Source organism: Pseudomonas sp. Ant30-3 (genome assembly GCF_000690905.1).
Lineage (GTDB): Bacteria > Pseudomonadota > Gammaproteobacteria > Pseudomonadales > Pseudomonadaceae > Aquipseudomonas.
Genome location: NZ_JMCL01000150.1, coordinates 1 through 21989, shown reverse-complemented (window position 1 = coordinate 21989; position 21989 = coordinate 1). Strand labels below are relative to the sequence as shown.

The following is a 21989-nucleotide window of genomic DNA, read 5'->3' as shown; positions in this document are numbered from 1 at the left end:
GGTGAAACTGTGGCGAGGGGGTTTACCCCCGTTCGGTCGCGTAGCGGCCGCCATCAGATGCGCCGCGGGTTTGAAGGGGAGTGCTTCGCACTCCAACGGGGGTAAACCCCCTCGCCACAAAAATCCCCTCGCCAGAAAGTCAGCGCCCAGCTCAGGTCATTTCAGCTCATTTGCCCGCTTCAACCTACGCAAAACCCTGTTTTAAAGGCTTTGCGCCCAATGCCTGTCACAGAACGGTCATCCGCCAACCCTAGCTTGCCCTCCCAGTTGCCGGGTCACTTGCCTGGCGTTAACGGGTTTCTGGGGGAGGCATTCATGTACAAGCGCAGCAGCAGCGCAGGGGTGGTCAGGTTCACGCTCACCGCATTGACCCTGGCGATTGTCAGTGAGCGTTTGAGCGCGGCCGACGCCGTTGCGAACACTGAGCATGTCCAAGTGGTCGGGCAAGCGGCGAGCATCGACCAGGCGCTCAAGGAGCAGCGCAGCTCCGACAGCATCAAAAGCGTGGTGCACGCGGATGGCATGGCCCAGTTGCCGGATGAAAACGTCGCCGAAGCGGTGCAGCGCCTGCCGGGTGTCAGCGTCGAGCGCGATCAGGGCGAAGGGCGTTTTGTCAGCGTTCGCGGGCTGGGACCGGACCTCAACAGCGTGACCATCAACGGCACGCTGGTGCCGTCGCCGGAGAGCGAGCGTCGCGCCGTCGCACTGGATGTATTGCCCTCGGAACTGGTGCAGTCGCTGTCGGTGATCAAAACCCTGACGCCCGACATGGACGCCAACTCGCTGGGCGGCACCGTGGACGTCAAAAGTCTCTCCGCATTCGATCACAAGGGCCTGTTCTACACCGGCAGCTCTGAGGCCAGTTACGACAAAAACACCCACCAGACCAGCCCGAAATTTTCCGGCGCGGCGAGCAACCGCTTCAGCCTTGGCGACGGCATCGACAACTTCGGCGTGGCCGCCGCGCTGAGCTGGCAGAAACGCGATTTCGGCTCCGACAACGTCGAAACCGGCGGCGCCAGGGACTTCGAGCAAGGTGCGCGACTGGAGGAATTCGAACAGCGCGATTACGACATCAGCCGCGAACGCGCCGGCGGCGGTTTGAACTTCGATTACAAACCCGATGACCTCAGCAGCTATTACCTGCGCACGCTCTACAGCCGCTACAAGGACAGCGAAACGCGCAACGCCGCCAGCTTCGAATTCGCCGATCCACAAGCCGCCGGCGAGGTGGGCGATGCTGAAGGTTCTCGCAATCTCAAACAACGCGAAGAGACTCAGGAGATTCAATCCTACGTACTCGGTGGCGAGCGCATGTTTGGTCTGTGGACGCTCAGCGGGCAGGCCGGCTACAGCCGTTCCAGCGAAGACAGCCCGGGGCATATCGCCGACGCTGCGTTCACCGGCATTGATGATTTTGCCGACAGCGGTTTTTACGACAACGACAAGCCGCGACCGATCGTAGGTCAGGCATTTTACAACCCGAGCAATTTCAGCCTCGACCAGGTTGACTGGGAAAAACAGAACACCACCGACACCGACAAAAACCTGCGCCTGGACCTGGCCCGCGACTACGACCTGAGCGGTTATGCCTCCCAGGTCAAATTCGGCGGCAAGGTCAGCCGGCGCAACAAGGACAACGACCTCGAAGCCTGGGCCTACGAAGACTTCGACGACCTGGGTTTCAGCGATGACCAGCTCAACCTGTCGGGTTTCCAGAAGGGCAGCCTCGATTATCGCCTCGGTCAGTTTGGTCCGGGCATCAGCGGCAGCGCCATCAAGCAACTGCTCGGTGGTCTGAATCGGGCGGATTTTTATGACGAAACCGAATCCCGGGTCAACGATTTCAAGATCAGCGAAGACATCAACGCCGGCTACCTGATGAACACTGTCGATATCGACGACTGGCGTTTCATTGCCGGCATGCGCTACGAGGGCACCGAGTTCGAGGCCAAAGGCACCGGCGCCACCGACGGCGAGTTTCAGGCGACCGACACCAAACGCCGTTATCACCATTGGCTGCCGGGCCTGCATGCGCGTTATCAGCTGGACAAAAACACCCAGGTCCGCGCCGCGTGGACCAAGTCCGTGGTGCGCCCGACCTTCGGCCAACTGGCGCCAGGTTTTGTCATCGACGATGACGAAGCCACCTTCGGCAACCCCGAGCTCAAGCCGCTGGAGTCGAGCAACCTTGACCTTGGCATCGAGCATTTCATGGGGCGCGCCGGCACGGTGTCGGCATTCGTCTTCTACAAGGACATCAAGAACTTCGTCTACAACACCGACCTCGCCGGCACCGGCGCCTGGGCCGATTTCGCCGAGGCGCACACATTCGCCAACGGTGACAGCGCCAAGCTGTATGGCCTGGAACTGGCGTATTCGCAAAAATTCGACTGGCTACCGGCGCCGTGGAATGGCGTGCTGATCGGCGCCAACACCACCTTCAGCCGCTCGGACGCCGAGATCGAAGGCTTCGACGCTGCCAGTGGCGTTAACCGCACACGCAGCATCGATCTGCCCAACCAGTCCGACACGGTCGGCAACCTCATGCTCGGTTGGGAAGACGACAAGCTGAGCCTGCGTCTGTCCGCCAATTACAAATCCGACTACCTCTATGAGCTGGCCTCGATCACCGACAAGGCCCACGACTCGCATGTGGATGCGCAGACCTTTGTCGATTTCAGCGCGCGTTACTCGCTGAGCAAAAACCTGCAAGTCAGCTTCGAGGCGCAGAACCTCACTGACGAGTCTTATTTCGTCTACACCGGCCACCGCTCCTACAACGGGCAATTCGAAGAATACGGCCCGACTTACAAGCTCGGCCTGACCTTCACTCACTTCTGATATTCCCGGGGCTGCGGCCTCACGACAAGGATTCGCCTGTTGATGAGCACTTCATTTCTACCCGCGCGCCACTGGTTCGGCGCAGTGATCTGCCTGGTGGCCGGCCAGACGCTGGCAGCCGCGCCGAGCCTGACGCTCACGCCTTGGGCGGCGAACCTGACGGTCAACGCCGTCGCATTTCTGCCCGCTGAATCGGCCAGCGAACGCCTCGCCGCCAGCGAGCGAGACGGCTTGCTGCTGCTCGATGCGCAAGGCCGCGAGCTGGCGCGGCTGCCGGGCTCTTTCAGCGGGATCGACAGCCGCGCTGCGGGCCAGCACACCCTTGTGGCCAGTCTCGACAACGCGCGGCAACAGGCGCTGCTGGTGAGCGTCGATTCAGCCGGACGCCGCTGGGGAACGCCGGTTTACCTGCCGACGCGGGACTACCCGGTCAACGGCGTGTGCCTGTACCGCGACGACGCCAGCAACCTGTTTGTGTTTCTGGTGGGCGAGGAGGGCAAAGGGGAGCAATGGCTGGTGGGCCACGGTTCGACGCTGAACCCGCAGCCGCAACGCGTTCGCGCGCTGCCATTGCCGCCGTCGGCCAGCGATTGCCGGGTCGACGACGCTGCCAATCAGTTGATCGTCAATGAACAGAATGTCGGCTGGTGGGCCTACCCGGCGCATCCTGAAGCCGACGTCACGCGCACTCCAGTGGCCATGCGCGCACCGTTCGGCGCGATCAAAGAGTCGGCGGGCGCCATGGCGTTGGTGCCGGGTGGCATCGTCGCGCTCGACCCGAAAGCAGCCCAGTTACACCTTTACCAACAGCAGGGCGAAAGCTGGTCGGCGCAGGCAGTTTTGCAACTGCCCGGCCTGAAGGAAGCGGAAAACCTCGCCGTGCACCCGACTGCCAGAGGCGTGCAGATCATGCTGCGCGATGACGATGACGGGCGTCTGTATCAGGGCGACATCGACTGGCAGGCCAAACCACAGCCATTGGCCTCGGTGCTGTCGAGCGTCAAGCCGCTGGCCCAGAGCGATCCCGTCGGTCGCCAGGGCGATGCGGCGGATGACCCTGCGATCTGGATTCACCCGCAGCAACCGGCGCTGAGCCGGGTGTTGGGCACCAATAAAAAACAGGGGTTGCTGGCCTACGATCTGCAAGGCAAGTTGCTCCAGGAGTTGCCGGTCGGGCGTTTGAACAACGTGGATGTGCGGCCCAATTTCAAACTCGGCGAACACAACGTCGACCTCGCCGTGGCGAGCAATCGCGATCGCAACAGCCTCAGTCTGTTCAGCATTGATCGTCAGAGCGGCGAGCTGCGCGAGGCCGGCGAGATCGCCACGCCGCTCAAGGAAATCTACGGCATCTGTCTGTTCCAGCCGGCGAGCGGCGAACTCTTCGCCATCGCTAACGGCAAGGATGGCACCTTCCTGCAATACCGCCTGAACGCGCAGGACGGCAAAGTGCGCGGCGAGCTGGTGCGCCAGTTCAAGGTCGACAGTCAGCCCGAAGGGTGTGTCGCCGATGATCAGCGTCAACGGTTGTTTATTGGCGAAGAAGACGTCGGCGTGTGGGCGGTGGATGCCCGCGCTGATCAGCCGGCGACGTTGACCAGCGTGATCAAGGTCGGGCCGCAACTGCATGCCGATGTGGAAGGTCTGGCGCTTTATCAAAGCGCAACGCGCGATTACCTGGTGATTTCCAGCCAGGGCAACGACAGTTATCTGCTGCTGGATGCCGAGCCACCGTATGCCTCTCGCGGAGCCTTTCGGGTCGGTTTGAATGCCGACCTCGGCATCGATGGCGCCTCGGAAACGGACGGCCTGGAAGTCACCTCGATGAACCTCGGTGGGCCCTGGAGCCAAGGCATGCTGGTGGTGCAGGACGGTCGCAAACGCATGCCCGAGCAAACGCAAAACTTCAAGTTCGTGCCATGGGCCGAGGTCAGCAAAGCCTTGCAGCTGCCTTGACCAGAACTGTCATCAACCTGTCATCCGTTTTTCATCGAATAGCTCAAGGGCCGTCGCACATCGCCGGTCCGAAAGCGCCAGACAAGGAGTTACACCATGCAGGCCACGCTTGAACACATGACTATCTGGGGCTTGATCAGTGACGCCAGTCTGCTGGTCAAAGCCGTCATGCTGACCCTGTTGCTGGCATCGCTGCTCAGCTGGTTTCTGATCATCCAGCGCAGCCGCGTGTTGCACCGTCAGGAACGGCAGATGAATGCCTTCGTGCAGCGTTTTCGCAGTGCGTCCGACCTGCAACCGCTGTACCGCGAAACGGCTGAAATTGTGGGTGGTGTGGAGCCGATTTTTTATGCCGGATTGCATGAGTTCAGCCATCTGCATCAGCGTTCCGGCAACAGCGCCGACGTGGTGCAACAAGGTGTCGAGCGCGCCTTGTACGTGGCCATCAGTGAGCAGGAAGTGCAGCTGGAAAAGGGTTTGCAGTTTCTCGCCACGGTTGGCTCGGTCAGCCCCTATATCGGTCTGTTCGGCACCGTATGGGGGATCATGAACTCCTTCCTTGGGCTGTCTCAGGTGCAGCAGGCCACGCTGTCCACCGTGGCGCCGGGCATCGCCGAAGCACTGATCGCCACCGCCATCGGCCTGTTTGCGGCGATTCCTGCGGTCATCGCCTACAACCGCTTTTCGTCGCGCAGCCAGACTTTGCTGACGCGCTATTACGCCTTTGGCAATGAGCTTCAGGTGCGTCTGCATCGCACCTTGCACGGCGCGCCATTGAACCTGGCGGCTGCCGCCTAAGGAGCATCGACATGCTGGTCAAACCGCAGCGCAAGCACGGGCCTAAAGCCGAGATGAACGTGGTGCCGTACATCGATGTGATGTTGGTTCTGCTGGTGATTTTCATGGTCACCGCGCCGATGCTCACCCAAGGCGTGAAAATCGAACTGCCGAAAGTGGCCAGTCAGGCGCTGGCCACCGACAGCCGTCAGCAGATTCTCACGTTATCGGTGAAGTCCGAGGGGGGTTACTACTGGAACCTCGGCAGCGAACTCGATACGCAACATCACACCGACAGCGCCGTGACGCTGGACGATATGCGCGCCAAAGTGACGCAAGTGGTTGCCCAGCGGCGAGACACGCAGGTCTACATTCGTGCCGACAAGGACGCCGGATACGGCAGCGTCGTTGCGGCCATGGCAGCGCTGCAGCAGGGCGGGGTGACTAACCTCGGGCTGGTGACCGAGGCGCCGCAATGACCGCGATGATCATGCACGGGCCGGCCGCGATATTGTCGGGCCGCCTGCGCAGCGGCTTCTGGCAGAACGGCCTGGCCGCCGCTCTGGCAGTGGCGCTGCACGCGATTGTGCTGGTGTTGCTGGTGCACGGCTGGTCGGTTGCGCCACCGCCCGCCGCGCAGCCTGCCGTGCTGAGAACGCAGTTGGTGATGCTCGCACCCACGCCTGCTCCGTCACCGGCGCCCGCTGCGGTCATGCCCGAACCTGCGCCCGTATCGGAGGAACCGGCACCGGCTCCCGCACCTGCACCCGTGCCGGAGCCGGTGATTGCGGCCCCGGTCAAACCCGCTGTCGATCCGCAGATTCAGGCGCAAAAGCTTGAGCAGGCGGTGTTGGCGCGCAAGCGTGTCGAGGACAAAAAACGCGAGCTGCATGCTGAGCAACAGCGTCAGGCATCGGAACAACGTTCCCGTGAAGCGCAAGCCGACCAGCAACGGCTGGCCCGGCAACAGGCGCAGCAAGCGCAGCAGGCAGAGGCGCGACAGAGCGCCGAGCGCGCACGTCAGCAATCAGCACAAACCGCTGCCAGCAGTCGCCAGTACCTGCCGTTGAGCAAGGAAGCGCCGGACTACCCCCAGCGGGCCCTGGACAAAAATCTCGAAGGCGATTGCACCGTGGAATACACCGTCAACCCTCAGGGCAAAGTCGAAAACCCGAAGGTGCTCGACGGCTGCCATCCACTGTTCATGCGTCCTTCGCTGGCCGCGGCCAATACCTTTCGTTATCAGCCCAAAGTGGTTGATGGGCAAGTGGTTGCGGTGCCGGCGGTGCGCAATACGTTCCACTATCGGATCAAGTGAGGGGCACCTGACAATCAGCGCTTTTTCCGATTCGCGTCGGGTGCTATACCTTCGTTGAGCGCAGTAAGAACCCGGGCACACCGCCGGTTCAGCCAACGAAAAGAGTCGAACATGCAGCAGCAAAACTTCCAGCTACTGGAAGTCGCCAACGGCAAGCCGATCAAGCTGTGGACCGAAGGCGTTCCGGTAGAACCCGAGGCCCGCCAGCAGCTGATGAACACCGCGAGGATGCCGTTCATCTTCAAACACCTGGCGGTGATGCCCGACGTTCATTTAGGCAAGGGCTCGACCATCGGCAGCGTCATTCCAACCCTGGGCGCGATCATTCCGGCTGCAGTCGGCGTCGACATCGGCTGCGGCATGATCGCCGCGCGCACCTCGCTGACGGCCAGGGATTTGCCGGACAACCTGCACGGCTTGCGCTGCGCCATCGAAAAAGCCGTGCCCCATGGCCGCACATTGACCCGTTCGAAGCGTGACGAGGGCGCCTGGAACAATGTTCCGCAGCAGGCCGATCAGGCTTGGGGCGCGTTGGCTCCGCGCTTCAAGTTGATCACTGCGAAATACCCGAAACTGACCAGCACTAACAATCGCGCACATCTGGGAACGTTGGGCAGCGGCAACCATTTCATCGAGGTGTGCCTGGATGAAGCCGACCGCGTCTGGTTCATGTTGCACAGCGGTTCCCGGGGCGTCGGTAATGCCATCGGTAATCTGTTCATTCAATTGGCCCAGGCCGATATGCGTCAGCACATCGCCAATCTGCCGGACCGCGACCTGGCCTATTTCAAGGAAGGCAGTCGGCATTTCGATGATTACGTCGAGGCGGTGAACTGGGCTCAGGACTTCGCGCGGCAAAACCGGGCCTTGATGATGCAAGCGGTGATTCACGCCACACGCAAGGTCATCAGAAAACCGTTCGATGTGGCGCTGGAAGCGGTGAACTGCCACCACAACTATGTGCAGAAAGAGCGGCATTTCGGCGAGGACGTTTTCGTCACTCGCAAAGGCGCGGTCTCTGCCAGGAAGGGCGAGCTGGGCATTATTCCAGGATCGATGGGTGCCAAAAGCTTCATCGTCCGTGGCCTCGGCAACGAGCAATCGTTCTGTTCCTGCAGCCACGGCGCCGGCCGCACCATGAGCCGCACCAAAGCGAAAAGCCTGTTCACCGTGCAGGACCAGATCCGCGCCACGGCCCACGTCGAATGCCGCAAAGATGCGGCGGTGATCGATGAAATCCCGATGGCTTACAAGGACATCGAGCAAGTCATGCACGCCCAGCGCGATCTGGTGGAAGTACTGCACACATTGCGTCAGGTGGTGTGCGTAAAGGGCTGATCCCTCGTTTACCCACCTGTAGCAGCTGCCAAAGGCTGCGTCCGGCTGCGAAGCAGTCGTAAATTCAGCAGAACGCGGTGCATCAGACTGACTCCCTTGCGCCACCACACGACTGCTTCGCAGCCGGACGTCCGAACGCGGCCCGAGCCTGCGCCAGCTGCTACAAGGTTTGCGTGGTGCTACTGATCCTTCTCGCAATTGACCATCCACGACACGCCAAACCGGTCAACCAGCATCCCGAAACGTGCAGCCCAGAACGTTGCTTCCAGTGGCATTTGCACGCTGCCATCCTCCGATAACGCCGCAAATACCCGCTCTGCCTCCGCGATGCTGTCAACATTCAGTGAAATCGAACAACCGGCCATGTCATCGGTGGGGCGGTGGGGCGTAGTGTCCGATCCCATGATTGCCTGGTCGTCCACCGACAGTGAGGTGTGAATGATCAGGTTGTGCAGGTCGGCCGGGAAATGCTCGCGGGCAGGGCTTTCACCGAATGTCATCATCACCTCGATTCGCCCCTGCAGGGCTTGCGCATAAAAAGTGAAAGCGGCTTTGCAGTCGCCGTTGAAGATGAGGTAGGGATTGATCCTCATGGTGTCCTCCCGATAACGAAGCAGGCCATGGGGCTGACCGCCGCCGACGCTGCAGTGATTTGACTCATCAGCAAAGCGCTAGCGGTCGGGATTGGCAACTATTGGCTAGATGATTTTATTCTTGGTGCGGCAAATTTTATGGTTTCACCTGCAAAGCGTTGAGTTCCGCGAGCCCGCCTGCTCGGGTTCGAACCTGCGCCGACAAAAACAACGCAGCAGCCACCGCTGGACCCGCAGCGGTCTCAGGCTGAAGTAACATGGCGGATTGCAGTTAACGCCTAGCCGGGTCCCGCGCCTCATGCCACTTGCCTTGAACCGTTTTACCTCGCTGCTCGACCAGGGCCGGCGTGCCTTGCTGCTGGTTTGGGGCACCTCCCGCGGATTGTTTCTGGGGCTGGTGGTGGCGACGCTGATCGCCGGCATTCTCCCGGCGCTGGCCGCCTGGCTGGGGCAGCGTATCGTCGATGCCGTGGTTGCCGCGATGCAATTGAACACGCAACAGGGCAGTGCGCCGTTGTGGCCGGTGGTGCGTTACGTGTTGTTCGAAGCCGGGGTGCTGGCGTTGCTGTCCGCCACCCAGCGCGCCTTGTCGGTCCAGCAATCGCTGTTGCGCGTGCAGCTGGGGCAGAAGGTCAACACGATGATTCTGGAGAAAGCCCAGACGCTCTCGCTGGTGCAATTCGAGAATTCCGAGTTTTACGACAAATTGGTGCGGGTGCGGCGCGAGGCGTCGACCCGGCCCTTGGCATTGGTGATGAAATCGCTCGGGTTGATCCAGAACCTCATCGTGCTGATCAGCTTCGGTGTGTTGCTGGTGCATTTTTCGCCGTGGGCGCTGGTGTTGTTGGTGGTGGGTGCGTTGCCGGTGTTTTTTGCCGAGGCGCATTTCTCCGGCGATGCCTTCAGATTGTTCACTCGACGCGCACCGGAAAGTCGCCAGCAGAATTACATCGAGACGCTGCTCTCCCATGAGGGCTATATCAAAGAGGTGAAACTGTTCGGCTTCGCGCCGTTGCTGTTGCAACGCTATCGCGAGACGTTTGCGCGTCTGTACGCTGAAGACCGGCAGCTGACCTTGCGCCGCGATGGCTGGGGATTTGTGCTGGGTTTGCTGGGCACCGCTGCGTTTTATCTGGCCTATGCCTGGGTGGTGGTCGACACCATTCACGGCAGTATCACCCTCGGCCAGATGACCATGTACCTGGTGCTGTTCAAGCAGGGGCAGACCGCGGTGAGCAACAGTCTCACCGCAATCAGCGGTCTTTATGAGGACGGCCTGTACCTGTCTAGCCTGTATGAATACCTCGCCGAACCGGTGATCGCCGACACCGGCCGGCTGACGGTGGGCACGCTGCCGGGGGATGGTTTGCGCTTCGAGCAAGTGAGTTTTCGCTACCCGGGAGCGAGTCACGCCGCGCTGGAGAATATCGATCTGCATTTGGTGCCGGGGCACAGTGTGGCGCTGGTGGGCGAGAACGGTTCAGGCAAAACCACGCTGATCAAATTGCTCACGCGGCTTTACCGTCCCGATCACGGTCGCATTCTGCTGGACGGCAGCGATTTGCAGGTGTGGGAAGAAGACGCGCTGCGCCGACGCATCGGGGTTATTTTCCAGGATTACATCCGCTACCAGTTTACCGTCGGCGAAAACATCGGCGTGGGTGACACGTTGGCATTCCATGATGAACAGCGCTGGCAGGAAGCTGCCGCCGAAGGCATGGCCGCGCCGTTCATTGAACGTCTCGATCGTGGCTATGCAACGCAACTGGGGCGCTGGTTCGCAGGCGGCCAGGAATTGTCGGGAGGGCAGTGGCAGAAGGTCGCGTTGTCGCGCGCGTACATGCGCCGGGACGCCGATATCCTGATTCTCGATGAGCCCACCTCGGCACTGGACCCGGCCGCCGAGGCCGCAGTGTTCGAGCACTTCAGTCAGCACACCGAAGGCCGCATGACGCTGCTGATTTCCCATCGTTTTTCCAGTGTGCGCAACGCCGATCACATCATCGTGCTGGATCAGGGCTCGATCCTCGAACGCGGCGATCATGACAGTCTGGTCGCTGCCGGCGGGCGTTACGCGCAGTTATTCGGTTTGCAGGCCAAGGGTTACCGATAGCGCTCAGGATTGCGGCGAAGGCCGGACCACTAACGGCCCGGCCATCTGCGGCGGTCTGGTTTTCATCAAACCTTCCAGCGCCTGACGATACTGGCTGTTGCCGAGGCTCATGCTGTTGTTGTGGGTCCCACCCGGCACCAGCAACAGGCGTTTGGGTTCGTTGGCGGCATTGAACAGTTGCTGGCTGAAACGCGAAGGCATGAACTGGTCAGCCAGGCCGTGCACCACCAGCAGCGGCATGTCGATGTCGACGATCTTGTCGATCGAGTCGAATTTCTGCGACAGCAACCAACGTACCGGCAGCCATTTCACCGGCAGTTTGCTTTCCGCCACTTGCGCCACCGCGTCACCCAGCGTGGTGAACGTGGACTCGATCACCAGTCCGCGCACCGGAACTGCAACGTCGTCTTTTTTAGCCTGCGCGGCGAGGTCGGCCGCCAGATCGACGGCCACCGCACCGCCCAGTGAATGGCCGTAGATCAGGCGTTTACTGGCGTCAGGTTGCATCTGCGTGAAACGTTCCCAGGCAACGCGCGCGTCTTCGTAAACACTGGCCTCTGACGGAAGATCGCCTTTGCTCCGGCCAAAACCGCGGTAGTCGATGGCCAGCACCGAATAGCCCATGGCGCGCAGCTGCTCGATCCGGAACGCCTGGCCCGTGAGGTTCCAGCGCACGCCATGCAGGTAGAGGATCGACGGCGCATCGCGGCGCGCTGCCGGCCACCACCAGGCATGCAGGTTTTGTCCGGCCTTGAAATCGGCCGGTTTGATGTCGAACTCCTGGACGTCTGCAGGCAACCCGCGATACCAACGGGCCGTACCCGGCTCGATGCGAAACAGCAACTCGCGTTCTGTTTGTTCCAGCACACCACAACCCGCGGGCAGACCGACAATCAGCGCGGCCATGCACGTCAGCGTCAACCAGCGTCGGCGCAGGCGGGTGAGGAGGGGAAGGGGCATTGGACGGATTACCGTTTAATGACTGGAGTCCGGTTTTTAACAGATGCGTGGCAGGGGCGGGAAAAATTGCGACAGCCGTGCGTTTTGGGGGCGCGACGCGGCCCTCAAACTGGCACCGCTGCCGCAGTCAGGCTCTCTGGCACAGGAAAACAGTCAATCCACTTGCAACACAATCTTGCCGATGTGATCACCGGCTTCCATCCGGGCATGCGCCTGTGCGGCTTCAGCCAGCGGGAACACCTTGTCGATGATCGGCAAGCAGCGCCCGGCGGCGAGCACCGGCCAGACGTACTCGCGCAACTGCTCGGCGATCGAGGCTTTTTCTTCGCGGGTGCGGGAGCGCATCAGCGAACCGGTGATCGTTGCGCGTTTGCCCAGAATGGCCATCAGGTCGATGTCCTTGGCATGCGCACCGCCAAGAAACCCCAACATCACCAGACGTCCGTCCATCCCCAGCGCCGCGATGTTCTGATTCAGGTACGAGCCGCCCATGATGTCGAGAATGACATTGACGCCCTTGCCGGCGGTTTTTTCCTTCAATACCTCCACAAAATCTTCATCGCGATAGTTGATCGCCTCGGCGCCCAACTGGCGGATCGCCGCACACTTTTCCTCGCTGCCCGCTGTAGCGAACGCTTTGACGCCGAATTCGCGGCACAGCATCAACGCGGTGGTGCCGATGCCGCTGGTCCCGCCGTGAACCAATGCACGCTGGCCTTTGCTGGCGCCGCCGATGTCGAACAGATTCGCCCACACCGTGAAGAATGTTTCCGGGACGGCCGCCGCTTGCACCCACTCCATGCCATCAGGAATCGGCAGGGTCTGGCTGGCCGGCGCGACGCAATATTGCGCGTAGCCGCCGCCATTGGTCAGGGCGCACACGCGGTCGCCGACAATGAATTCGCTGACGCCTTTACCGATGGCCACTACTTCACCGGCGACTTCCAGGCCGGGGATCGGGCTCATGCCCGGTTTCATCGGGTACTTGCCGCTGCGCTGAATGACGTCGGGTCGATTGACCCCGGCGGCGTGCACGCGAATCAGCACTTCGCCCGCATCGGCGACGGGCACCGGTTCCTGACGCGGCTTCAGCACCTCCGGCCCGCCGGGTTCGGTGATTTCAATCAGGGTCATGGTTTGGGGCAGAGTCATTTTGGAGTCCTGTTGGGAGGCGTTCAATTAAATGGGACCGCGCAATGTTGCGGTTGATCAAAAGATCGCAGGCTGCGATTTTCAGACCTCAAGAGCAATTCAGCAGCGCCGGCGGCCGACGACGACTCACCAGGCGCATCACCAGCTCCAGCAACAATGCCACCATGATCGCCCCGGCCGCGATGCCGAACAATAATTGATGGTGACCGCCACTGGCATTGAACAGCGCCGAATAGGCAAACCCTGCAATCGCCTGGAACGTGGCGAACGACACGGTGGCGCGGCTCCAGGCAATTTGCTGCTGGTGATGATTCGGAATCAGTTCGTGAACCCGCGCCAGTGCCAGCGGAACGATGCCGGGTGGAAATGACCCGAGGATGACCGCGAGCAGTGCCAGTGCTGCAAAGGAGTTGGTCAGCGCGAGCAGACTGACGGCTATCGCCTGCACTGCCAAGACTAATCGGATACTCAGTCTGGCGCCGAACCGGTCTGCGAGTAAGCCATAACTGACGGGGCCGATGATCGCGCCCACCCCATACATCACCCAGATCAGAGCTCCGACATGCGCTCCGGCACCGAGCCCGCGGGCCACGTAATCCACCAGGAATACCATCGCCGGGACAAGGCCGGCGGCCATGAATGCGTACTGGGCGAACAACAGGTAAACACCTGGGTCGGTTGTCACCTTTGCAGCGTCTACCGATGCATTGTCGGTTACAGCGTGACGGGTTGGTACGGTTATGGCCGGAGCGTACGCGACCGGTGCCCTACGACGTGTGGCTTGTGACCCATGCGGACTTGCGGCATACGGCGCGGGTGCGGGCGGTAATCGATGAGATCGTTGCGGGGTTTTCAGGGGCGGGGGATTAACGTTTATAAAAGATCGCAGCCTCGTTTCACTCGACAGCTCCTGCAGGGATTTTGAATTCCTTGTAGGAGCTGTCGAGCGAAGCGAGGCTGCGATCTTTTGATCTCCAACTTTTACGGCATTTCCGGCAATTCCTGTGGGCGCAAGTCAAATACCAGCACTTCGGCATCCACGCCGTTACCCAACGTCAATACCTGTTCCTGCCGCAACCGCACGCCGTCGCCTTCCTGCAACTGCACGCCGTTAAGTTCAACGCTGCCGCGCGCCACGTGCACGTAGGCATAACGATTGGCCGCCAGTTCGAGCGTGGCGCTTTCCTTGCCGTCGATCAGCGCTGCGTACACCCGTGCATCCTGGCGCACTTTCAGCGAGCCCTTGTCGCCGTCAGGCGAAATGATCAGCTGCAAGCGGCCACGTTTTTTCTGCGTACTGAAGTGCTCTTGCTGATAACGCGGTTTGGCGCCGCTCACTTGCGGCACGATCCAGATTTGCAGGAAATGCACCGGGCGCGTCTGCGAGTGGTTGTACTCGCTGTGAGCCACGCCGCTGCCGGCGCTCATCAGTTGCACATCGCCAGGACGAATCACCGAGCCGGTGCCCAAGGTGTCTTTATGTTCCAGAGCACCTTCGAGCACGTAGGAGAAAATCTCCATGTCGCGGTGCGGGTGCTGACCGAAACCTTTACCGGCCGCGACGCGGTCGTCATTGATCACCAACAGGTCGGAAAAACCCTGCTCTTCCGGGTTGCGGTAGTTGGCGAAGGAAAAGGTGTGGAACGACTTCAACCAACCGTGATTGGCCGCACCGCGATCAGAAGCTTTGCGAAGAGTCAGCATGATGAAATCTCCTGTTGGGACGTTGATTCGTCCGAGTGAGGAGAAGGTTAATGTTTACTGCTGGGTGCAATAAGTAGATGAAAATTGAAATACTGTCCTGATGGAGTTGACAGTTAACAGTGGATCTGCGGAAGACGCCTTGCTCGGCCATAATGCATCCTGTCTCGCAACTGACCGCTTTGCTCCCACAGACTTTGCACCTGCAGTTTTAGCGTCCACCCCCATTTTGACTCCAGTGATTACGTATTCATGAAAACCGTGGCAATGGTGCTGTTCCCCGACTTTCTCCTGCTCGACATGGCCGGGCCGATGGAGGTTTTTTCCATCGCCAATCGTTACCTGCCGCCAGGCGAGCATTACCAACTCACGACCATCGGCACCGAGCCGGGGCCGTTGCGGGCGTCCAACGGCGTCAACGTGCAGGCCGATGTGCACATCAATCAGGCCAACGAGCGTTATGACTTGCTACTGGTGCCCGGCGGTCCCGGCGCTTACAACGAACGACACCCGCCGCTGCTGGCCTGGTTGCAGAGCGCCGTCAGCCGCGCCGGTGGCTACGGCTCGATCTGCACCGGTGCCTTCGTACTCGGGCATGCCGGTTTGCTCGACGGCTACCGCGTGACCACGCACTGGCATTACACCGAACGCCTGATCAAGGGTTTCCCCAAAGCCAGCGTCGAAACCGACCAGATCTACGTGCAGGACCGCAACCTGATGACTTCCGGCGGGGTCACTGCCGGCATCGACCTGGCACTCGCCGTGGTTGCGCAGGACCATGGCAAAAAAGTCGCTCAGGACGTCGCCAAAGTCTTGCTGGTGGTGATGAAACGCCAAGGCGGGCAGGCACAGTTCAGTCCGTTGATGGCCGCGGTGGCCCCTCAAGAAACGCCGGTCACGCGGGTGCAGAATTACGTGCTCGAACACCTCGGCGAAGGGTTTACGATTGAGCGCATGGCCGGTCTGGCCACCATGAGTACTCGGCATTTCGCGAGGATGTTCACTCGGGAAGTGAACATGACACCCATGGAATTCCTCCAGAGCGCGCGCATTGATTGCGCGAGAAATTTGTTGGAAACCAGTGAGTTGCCGCTCAAGACGGTCGCCTTCAAAAGCGGCTTCGGCAGCGTCCGGCACATGCGCTTTCTGTTCAGTGAAAAACTCGGTTTGACCCCCACTCAGTATCGCGAGCAGTTCAGTTGACCCGGTTTTGTCCGTTGCGCGCACCGTGATGGCCGCGACGCTCCCTCCGTGGCAGTTGTGCCGTCATCATCGCCTGCCAAGATAGTGCTGAACTCTTTGCAATGGAGGTGCGCGAGCCTGGCGCAAGCGCAAGCGGCCCGGGTTTGCGCACATGAGCGCGCATGAACAGCCTCAGAGATTTGAACAGCGCGGCCGTGCTGCAATTCGGCCCCTACGTGTATCACCCTCGGCAGCGGCTGATCCTCGATGGCGACCGGCCGTTGCGCATGGGCGGTCGGGCACTGGACATTCTGCAGGTGCTGGTGCAGCGCGCCGGCTGCGTTGTCAGCAAAGACGAATTGATCGCCGAGGTCTGGCCGACGTCGGTGGTCGAAGAAATCAACCTGCGCGTGCACATCGCGGCGTTACGTCGTGCTTTGGGTGACGGGCAGAACGGCCAGCGTTACATCGTCAATATTCCACAGCGTGGTTACAGCTTTGTCGCGGTGGTGCAGCAGGTGCCAGCAAGTGAGCAGACCTCGATAGCGGCCGTGCAGAAACCGCAGCACAATCTGCCCGCACGGCTCACTCCGGTCACCGGTCGCGATTCCATTGTCGGTGGTCTGGTCCGGCAGTTGCCGGTCCGGCGGCTAATGACTTTGGTCGGCCCCGGCGGCATCGGCAAGACCACCGTCGCACTGCGCGTGGCGGAGTTACTGTTGCAGCACTATCAGGACGGCGTTTGGCTGGTTGATTTCGCCAGCATCGATGGCCCGGCGCAGGTCGTCGATCATTTGACGAGGGCCCTGCAACTGGAGAGGGGCACTGGCCTGGAAGCGTTAGCGCAACGGCATGCCTTGCTGGTGCTGGACAATTGCGAACACGTCTTGGACCGCTGCCGGACGCTGGTCGAGGCGCTGATCGAATCTGCACCACGCCTGTCGATTCTCGTCACCAGCCGTGCGCCGTTGATGGCATGCGGAGAAACGCTGCTGCGTTTGCCCGCGTTGGCAGTTCCACCGTCGACGTCAGTGCACACTGTCACCGAGTCCATGGGCTATTCGGCAGTTCAGCTGTTCGTCAGCCGCGCGCGCAACCGTCAGCACGGGTTTGCCCTGCGCGAGCAGGACCTGCAAAGCGTGCGGGAAATCTGCCGACGCCTCGATGGCTTGCCGCTCGCCATTGAACTGGCCGCGTCGCAAATTGATGCCTTGGGGCTGGTGGGATTGCAGGCGCAACTGGATAACTGCTTTGAGTTGCTGACGCTCGGTCGGCGCACGGCGGTGCCTCGACACCAGACGCTCAAAGCCACACTGGACTGGAGCTATGAACAGCTGAGTGAACTTGAGCAAACCGTGCTGCAACGGTTGGCAGTGTTCAAATTAGCCTTCACCCCCGACGTCGCGATCGGCGTGGTCAGTTGCGCGGTGCTGCCGCCGAGTCGACTGCTGGATGCGATGGAAAGTCTGGCGCGCCAGTCGTTGCTGTCACTGGAGCAGGGCAGTGGCCTGACTCGCTACCGGCTCCTGAACACCACCCGCACCTATGCGCTGGAAAAGCTAGAACACAGCGGCGCATCGCGCGTCTTCGAAAGGCGTCATGCCCGCTACATCAGCCAAGTGCGCTGGCGCTCAAACCGACAGATGGCCCTGCAACCCGTCGAGTAGCTGTCGGGCTTTGATCACGTCCGGGGTGGCAAAGCCTTCGGTGAAGCGGCCGTAAATCGGTGCGAGCACTGAGTGAGCTTGCGAGTGCCGGCCCTGATGCTGCCAAAGCCATGCAAGCGACGTCGCGCTGCGCAGCTCCCACGCCAGCGCGCCCTGATGCCTGGCTACGCTCAATGCCCGGATCAGCACGGCTTCGGCGGTTTCGGCGTTGCGTGGGCAATCATCCACCAGCAACGCCTGCGCCTTGGCACGGAGGATTTCCGCAGTACTCCAGCCTGCCGTGCCGGCGTCCGCTCGTTGCAATAAATCATCGTCGACGAACGCGGTGTCGAGCGTGATCATCAAGTCCTTGATCAGCCCGACACCTGGCCTCAGCGGCGCCTGCACACCGGCGTGGTCGATCACCTGCGCATACTGGCGCCCCCAGGTATAGAACAGCAGCACCGAGTGTTTCTGCGCTTGTTCGAGCAGGAGACGCAGCAGCTCGCGAGCGGTTTGCGTGTCGCCGTTGTAGTGCGCGATCAGGCAGCCGGCCATCGCCAGGGTGTAGCAGATGGACGTGCCATGGTCGATCTGAATCGCGATGTCCAGCGCCTGGCGAGCGGTGCGCCAGGCCTTTTCCGGTTGGCCTTGCAGCCAGAGAATGCGCGCCAGAATCGTCAGCGCTGCAACGCTCTGATCGTATTGCACGCCGAACCCGTGAGTGAAGCGGTTAAGGTGGCCGCTTTGGGCCATGCGCTGGAGGACCTGGTCGGCATCCGCCCGTGCGAGCATTTGATCACCGGAAAAGTGCAATGCCAAGACGCGAAGTCGCTGCGTGCTGAGCGACAACAGCGCATCGTCCGGCAGTCCCAATCGGTCGAATTGCTCGCTCTGTTCGAGGGCCATCTGGTAATTGGCGCAGCTCAGGTTCACCGCCATGTGGCCGGACAGCGCACGCAGTTGACCGGCCACGTCATCGCATTGTCGGGCCAGGGATCTGGCGCTGGCGAAAGCTTCGATGGTCTCTGCGGTGCCGCCCTGGGAGTGGTAGCAGGAACTGCCCAGCGCCAGCTTCAGGACCATTTGCAGTTGAGGGCAGGGTGTCGGTGATGCCTCAAGCAACGCCAGTGCCTTGCGCACGTAACCGCCGTGTTCCTTGAGCAGCGACAGTTCCTGCCACAGGGGGGCCGATGTCGCGGTCAGCTGGATCGCCAGTGTCTGCGGACCGTCTCCATTCAAGCCCCAGTCGAGAGCCGAGCGAATGTCCTCAAGGCTTCGGGCGTAGCGCTCGATCCAGACCGCTGTAGCAATAAGCTCCCAGTTGAGTTGCGCCTGTTGCATCAACATCAGGCAGCGCTCAGCGTGACGTTGGCGGGTGGCGTCCAGCTCGGCGCTCTGTTCGAGTTTCTCCACGGCGTAGCGGCGCGTGGTGTCGAGCAGGCGATAGAACACGTGTTCATCGCCGACTTCCACGTTCAGCAGCGACTTGGCCACCAGTTGCGTGATTGAGCCAAGCACTTCACCCGGTTCGATGTGCTCGCCGATGATCACGGCCGCAGCGGACTCCAGCGTGAATCCCGCGTTGAACACCCCCAGGCGGCGCAAACAGGTCTGCTCGCAGGTGGTGAGCAGGGCGAAGCTCCAGTCGAGCGTGGCGCGCAACGTCTGGTGGCGACCCAGCGCGGTTTGAGTGCCGTGAGGGGGCAGTCGGAAACAACCTTGCAGCTGCGCCAGCACAGCGTGCATTCCGAGGCTGCCGACTTGTGCGGCGGCCAGTTCCAGCGCTAGCGGGATGCCATCCAGGCGACGGCAGATTTCGATGGCATGGGGCAGTGCGTCGTCGGTCAGTTCAAAACTTTCATGGCTGGCCATGGCGCGTTCGACAAACAATTGCAGGGCTGGAAATTTCAGGGCGTGAGCGCGGTCCGGCACGGCAATCGGCGGCGGGCAATCCAGCGAATCGAGACGCTGCACAAATTCCCCCTCGGCCCGCAAACTCTCGCGGCTGGTCGCCAGGATGTGCACGTGCGGAGCAGCACGCAGGATGCTTTCGCTGAGCAGCGCAATGGCGTCGATCAGGTGCTCGCAATTATCGATCACCAGCAGCATGTGTCGTTCGCGCAGCGCGTTCGCCAGGCTGCCCGGCAGTTCGACTTCGTGCAGGGACAGCTCGAGCAGGGTTGCCAGGTGCGCAGTGATCATCGAAGGGTCGTTGATCGGCGTGAGATCCAGCAGGCGAATGCCGTCCCGGTAATGGCCGATCAACTGTTCGGCAACGCGCAGCGCCACGGTGGTTTTGCCAATGCCGCCGGGCCCGACCAGGGTTATGAAACGCTGCCGTGAGAGCTGCACGACGAGGCTGTCGATCAGGCCTTCACGGCCGATCATGCGTGTGCGGCGCACCGGCAGATTGTGAGCATTTGAACGGGCAGCTGCGCCTTCCGGCTGTTGCTCGATGTGCTCGACGGAGTAGGGCGCGACGAAGCTGTAGCCGCGCTGCGCCACGGTGATGATGTAGCGCTGGCCAGCCTGACCGTCGCCGAGGGCTTTACGCAACGCCGCCATGTGCACGCGCAGGTTGATGTCTTCGACCACGCTGTCGGGCCAGACCCCGGCGATCAGTTCCTGTTTGCTCACCACACTTCCAGCGTGCGCCAGCAGGATCAACAGAATGTCCATGGCGCGGCGACCCAGGCGCAGCGGCTGGTCGGCTTCCATCACAAGGCGTTGAGCCGGGTAAATCCGGTAGGGGCCGAAATGGATGGCCGGGGCGGGGGAAAGGGTCAACGTGTCACTCCTGCTTGCATCCGTCTAATTCGCGGTTTAGCGGCATATTCCTCAGGTTTTTCCAGGAGCGCAATCGACAATTAACAACGTTTAACTCGTCTCGCCAAGTGGCTACGCCCGACACTCCGGGTAGACAGCCGCACGATGTCACGCAGTAGCGGTCCGCGCCTCACATTCGCCAGGGAGACACCGCATGAGCACGTTTACCACCCGAGACGATACCGAAATTTACTACAAAGACTGGGGCAGCGGTCAGCCCGTGGTGTTCAGCCACGGCTGGCCACTGAACGCCGACAGCTGGGAATCGCAGATGATTTTCCTGGCGTCCAAAGGTTATCGGGTCATCGCCCACGACCGCCGTGGCCATGGACGCTCCAGCCAACCGTGGGCCGGCAATGACATGGACACCTACGCCGACGACCTCGCGCAGTTGATCGAACTGCTCGATCTCAAGGGCGCCGTGCTGTTCGGCTTCTCAACCGGCGGCGGCGAAGTGGCGCGCTATATCGGTCGCCACGGCACTGCACGCGTGGCCAAGGCCGGGCTGATTTCCTCGGTGCCGCCGCTGATGCTCAAGACCGAAGCCAACCCGGGCGGTTTGCCGATTGAAGTCTTTGACGGCATTCGTGAGGCGTCGCTGAAGGACCGTTCGCAGCTGTACATCGACTTGGCCAGCGGTCCGTTTTTTGGCTTCAACAAACCCGACGCCAAGCCTTCGCAAGGCATGATCGACTGGTTCTGGATGCAGGGCATGACCTCCGGCCACAAGAACGCTTATGACTGCATCAAGGCCTTCTCCGAAACCGATTTCACCGAAGACTTGAAGAAGTTCGATGTGCCGACGCTGGTGGTGCACGGTGACGCCGATCAAGTGGTGCCGATCGAAGCCGCCGGCATCGCTTCGGCAAGACTGGTGAAGGGGTCCACGTTGAAAGTCTACCCAGGCGCCCCGCATGGTTTGACCGATACCCACAAGGACCAGCTCAACGCCGATCTGCTGGCATTTCTCCAAGGCTGACGCACTTTGTAGGAGCCTGGCTTGCCAGCGATGGCGTCTTCGAAATCGCCATCGCCAGCAAGCCGGCTCCTACGGGATTTGTGGCGTGGCGACGCTCGGGAGCATGCCCTCAATCCTGTGGGAGCCTGGCTTGCCAGCGATGGCGTCTTCGAGATCGCCATCGCCAGCAAGCCGGCTCCTACGGGATTTTGTGGCGTGGCGAAGCTCGGGAGCATGCCCTCAATCCTGTAGGAGCCTGGCTTGCCAGCGACGGCGTCTTCGAAATCGCCATCGCCAGCAAGCCGGCTCCTACGGGATTTTGTGGCGTGGCGACGCTCGGGAGCATGCCCTCAATCCTGTGGGAGCCTGGCTTGCCAGCGATGGCGTCTTCGAAATCGCCATCGCCAGCAAGCCGGCTCCTACGGGATTTTGTGGCGTGGCGACGCTCGGGAGCATGCCCTCAATCCTGTAGGAGCCTGGCTTGCCAGCGACGGCGTCTTCGAAATCGCCATCGCCAGCAAGCCGGCTCCTACGGGATTTTGTGGCGTGGCGACGCTCGGGAGCATGCCCTCAATCCTGTAGGAGCCTGGCTTGCCAGCGATGGCGTCTTCTAAATCTTCGT

At 61.2% G+C, this 21989-nt stretch carries 15 protein-coding genes and 2 pseudogenes; 11 read left to right on the top strand and 6 right to left on the bottom strand.

The window, feature by feature from the left end; translation table 11 throughout:
- Positions 1-315: 315 nt before the first annotated feature.
- From DU29_RS0127160 to DU29_RS0127135, 6 genes are all read left to right on the top strand, one after another.
- On the top strand, positions 316-2844 hold the full coding sequence (locus tag DU29_RS0127160; RefSeq protein WP_028624521.1) for a TonB-dependent receptor: 2529 nt from the start codon (positions 316-318) through the stop codon (positions 2842-2844).
- Positions 2845-2886: 42 nt separating this feature from the next.
- Complete coding sequence (locus DU29_RS0127155; protein ID WP_028624520.1) at positions 2887-4800, top strand: phytase; 1914 nt, start codon at positions 2887-2889, stop codon at positions 4798-4800.
- Positions 4801-4896: 96 nt separating this feature from the next.
- Positions 4897-5598 carry a protein TolQ gene (gene tolQ, locus DU29_RS0127150; protein WP_028624519.1) on the top strand — a complete coding sequence of 234 codons (702 nt, stop codon included), beginning with the start codon at positions 4897-4899 and terminating at the stop codon, positions 5596-5598.
- An 11-nt stretch (positions 5599-5609) separates the two neighbouring features.
- Positions 5610-6056: a protein TolR gene (gene tolR, locus DU29_RS0127145; RefSeq protein WP_028624518.1), complete on the top strand. Its 447-nt coding sequence runs from the start codon at positions 5610-5612 to the stop codon at positions 6054-6056.
- Positions 6053-6895, top strand: a complete 843-nt coding sequence (locus DU29_RS0127140) for an energy transducer TonB (protein WP_028624517.1) — start codon at positions 6053-6055, stop codon at positions 6893-6895. The genes tolR and DU29_RS0127140 overlap by 4 nt, the downstream gene beginning before the upstream one ends.
- Before the next feature lie 111 nt (positions 6896-7006).
- Positions 7007-8233 carry an RtcB family protein gene (locus DU29_RS0127135; protein ID WP_028624516.1) on the top strand — a complete coding sequence of 409 codons (1227 nt, stop codon included), beginning with the start codon at positions 7007-7009 and terminating at the stop codon, positions 8231-8233.
- Between the two features lie 179 nt (positions 8234-8412).
- On the opposite strand, the gene DU29_RS0127130 is transcribed toward DU29_RS0127135, so the two are convergent.
- On the bottom strand, positions 8413-8826 hold the full coding sequence (locus DU29_RS0127130) for a VOC family protein (RefSeq protein WP_028624515.1): 414 nt from the start codon (positions 8824-8826) through the stop codon (positions 8413-8415).
- Between the two features lie 298 nt (positions 8827-9124).
- Between DU29_RS0127130 and DU29_RS0127125 the strand changes: the two genes are divergently transcribed.
- Positions 9125-10939 carry an ABC transporter ATP-binding protein gene (locus DU29_RS0127125; protein WP_028624514.1) on the top strand — a complete coding sequence of 605 codons (1815 nt, stop codon included), beginning with the start codon at positions 9125-9127 and terminating at the stop codon, positions 10937-10939.
- 3 nt (positions 10940-10942) lie between these two features.
- Here the strand turns inward: DU29_RS0127125 and DU29_RS0127120 are convergent, their stop codons facing one another.
- The 3 genes and pseudogenes from DU29_RS0127120 to DU29_RS01000000130575 form a co-directional block, all read right to left on the bottom strand.
- A complete protein-coding gene (locus DU29_RS0127120) occupies positions 10943-11899 on the bottom strand; it encodes an alpha/beta hydrolase (RefSeq protein WP_028624513.1) in 957 nt (318 codons plus the stop codon).
- Between the two features lie 153 nt (positions 11900-12052).
- Positions 12053-13051, bottom strand: coding sequence for an NAD(P)H-quinone oxidoreductase (locus tag DU29_RS0127115; RefSeq protein WP_028624512.1), 999 nt, complete (start codon positions 13049-13051; stop codon positions 12053-12055).
- A gap of 88 nt (positions 13052-13139) precedes the next feature.
- Positions 13140-13739 (bottom strand): annotated as a pseudogene (locus DU29_RS01000000130575) (YbfB/YjiJ family MFS transporter); the annotation flags it as partial.
- A 29-nt stretch (positions 13740-13768) separates the two neighbouring features.
- On the opposite strand from DU29_RS01000000130575, the pseudogene DU29_RS1000000131885 reads away from it, so the two are divergent.
- Positions 13769-13921, top strand: a pseudogene (locus tag DU29_RS1000000131885) (LysR family transcriptional regulator); the annotation flags it as partial.
- Between the two features lie 111 nt (positions 13922-14032).
- Here the strand turns inward: DU29_RS1000000131885 and DU29_RS0127105 are convergent.
- Positions 14033-14755 (bottom strand): pirin family protein, encoded by a 723-nt coding sequence (locus DU29_RS0127105; protein ID WP_028624511.1) that lies wholly within the window; start codon positions 14753-14755, stop codon positions 14033-14035.
- Positions 14756-15004: 249 nt separating this feature from the next.
- On the opposite strand from DU29_RS0127105, the gene DU29_RS0127100 reads away from it, so the two are divergent.
- Positions 15005-15955, top strand: a complete 951-nt coding sequence (locus DU29_RS0127100; RefSeq protein WP_028624510.1) for a GlxA family transcriptional regulator — start codon at positions 15005-15007, stop codon at positions 15953-15955.
- Between the two features lie 161 nt (positions 15956-16116).
- On the top strand, positions 16117-17601 hold the full coding sequence (locus DU29_RS0127095) for an ATP-binding protein (RefSeq protein ID WP_028624509.1): 1485 nt from the start codon (positions 16117-16119) through the stop codon (positions 17599-17601).
- On the opposite strand, the gene DU29_RS0127090 is transcribed toward DU29_RS0127095, so the two are convergent.
- Positions 17566-20370, bottom strand: a complete 2805-nt coding sequence (locus DU29_RS0127090; RefSeq protein WP_028624508.1) for an ATP-binding protein — start codon at positions 20368-20370, stop codon at positions 17566-17568. The two genes, DU29_RS0127095 and DU29_RS0127090, sit on opposite strands and share 36 nt — an antisense overlap.
- Before the next feature lie 193 nt (positions 20371-20563).
- Here DU29_RS0127090 and DU29_RS0127085 point away from each other — a divergent pair, with 193 nt between their 5' ends.
- Entirely contained in the window at positions 20564-21388 is an 825-nt protein-coding gene (locus DU29_RS0127085; RefSeq protein WP_028624507.1) for an alpha/beta fold hydrolase, read from the top strand.
- Positions 21389-21989 lie beyond the last annotated feature (601 nt).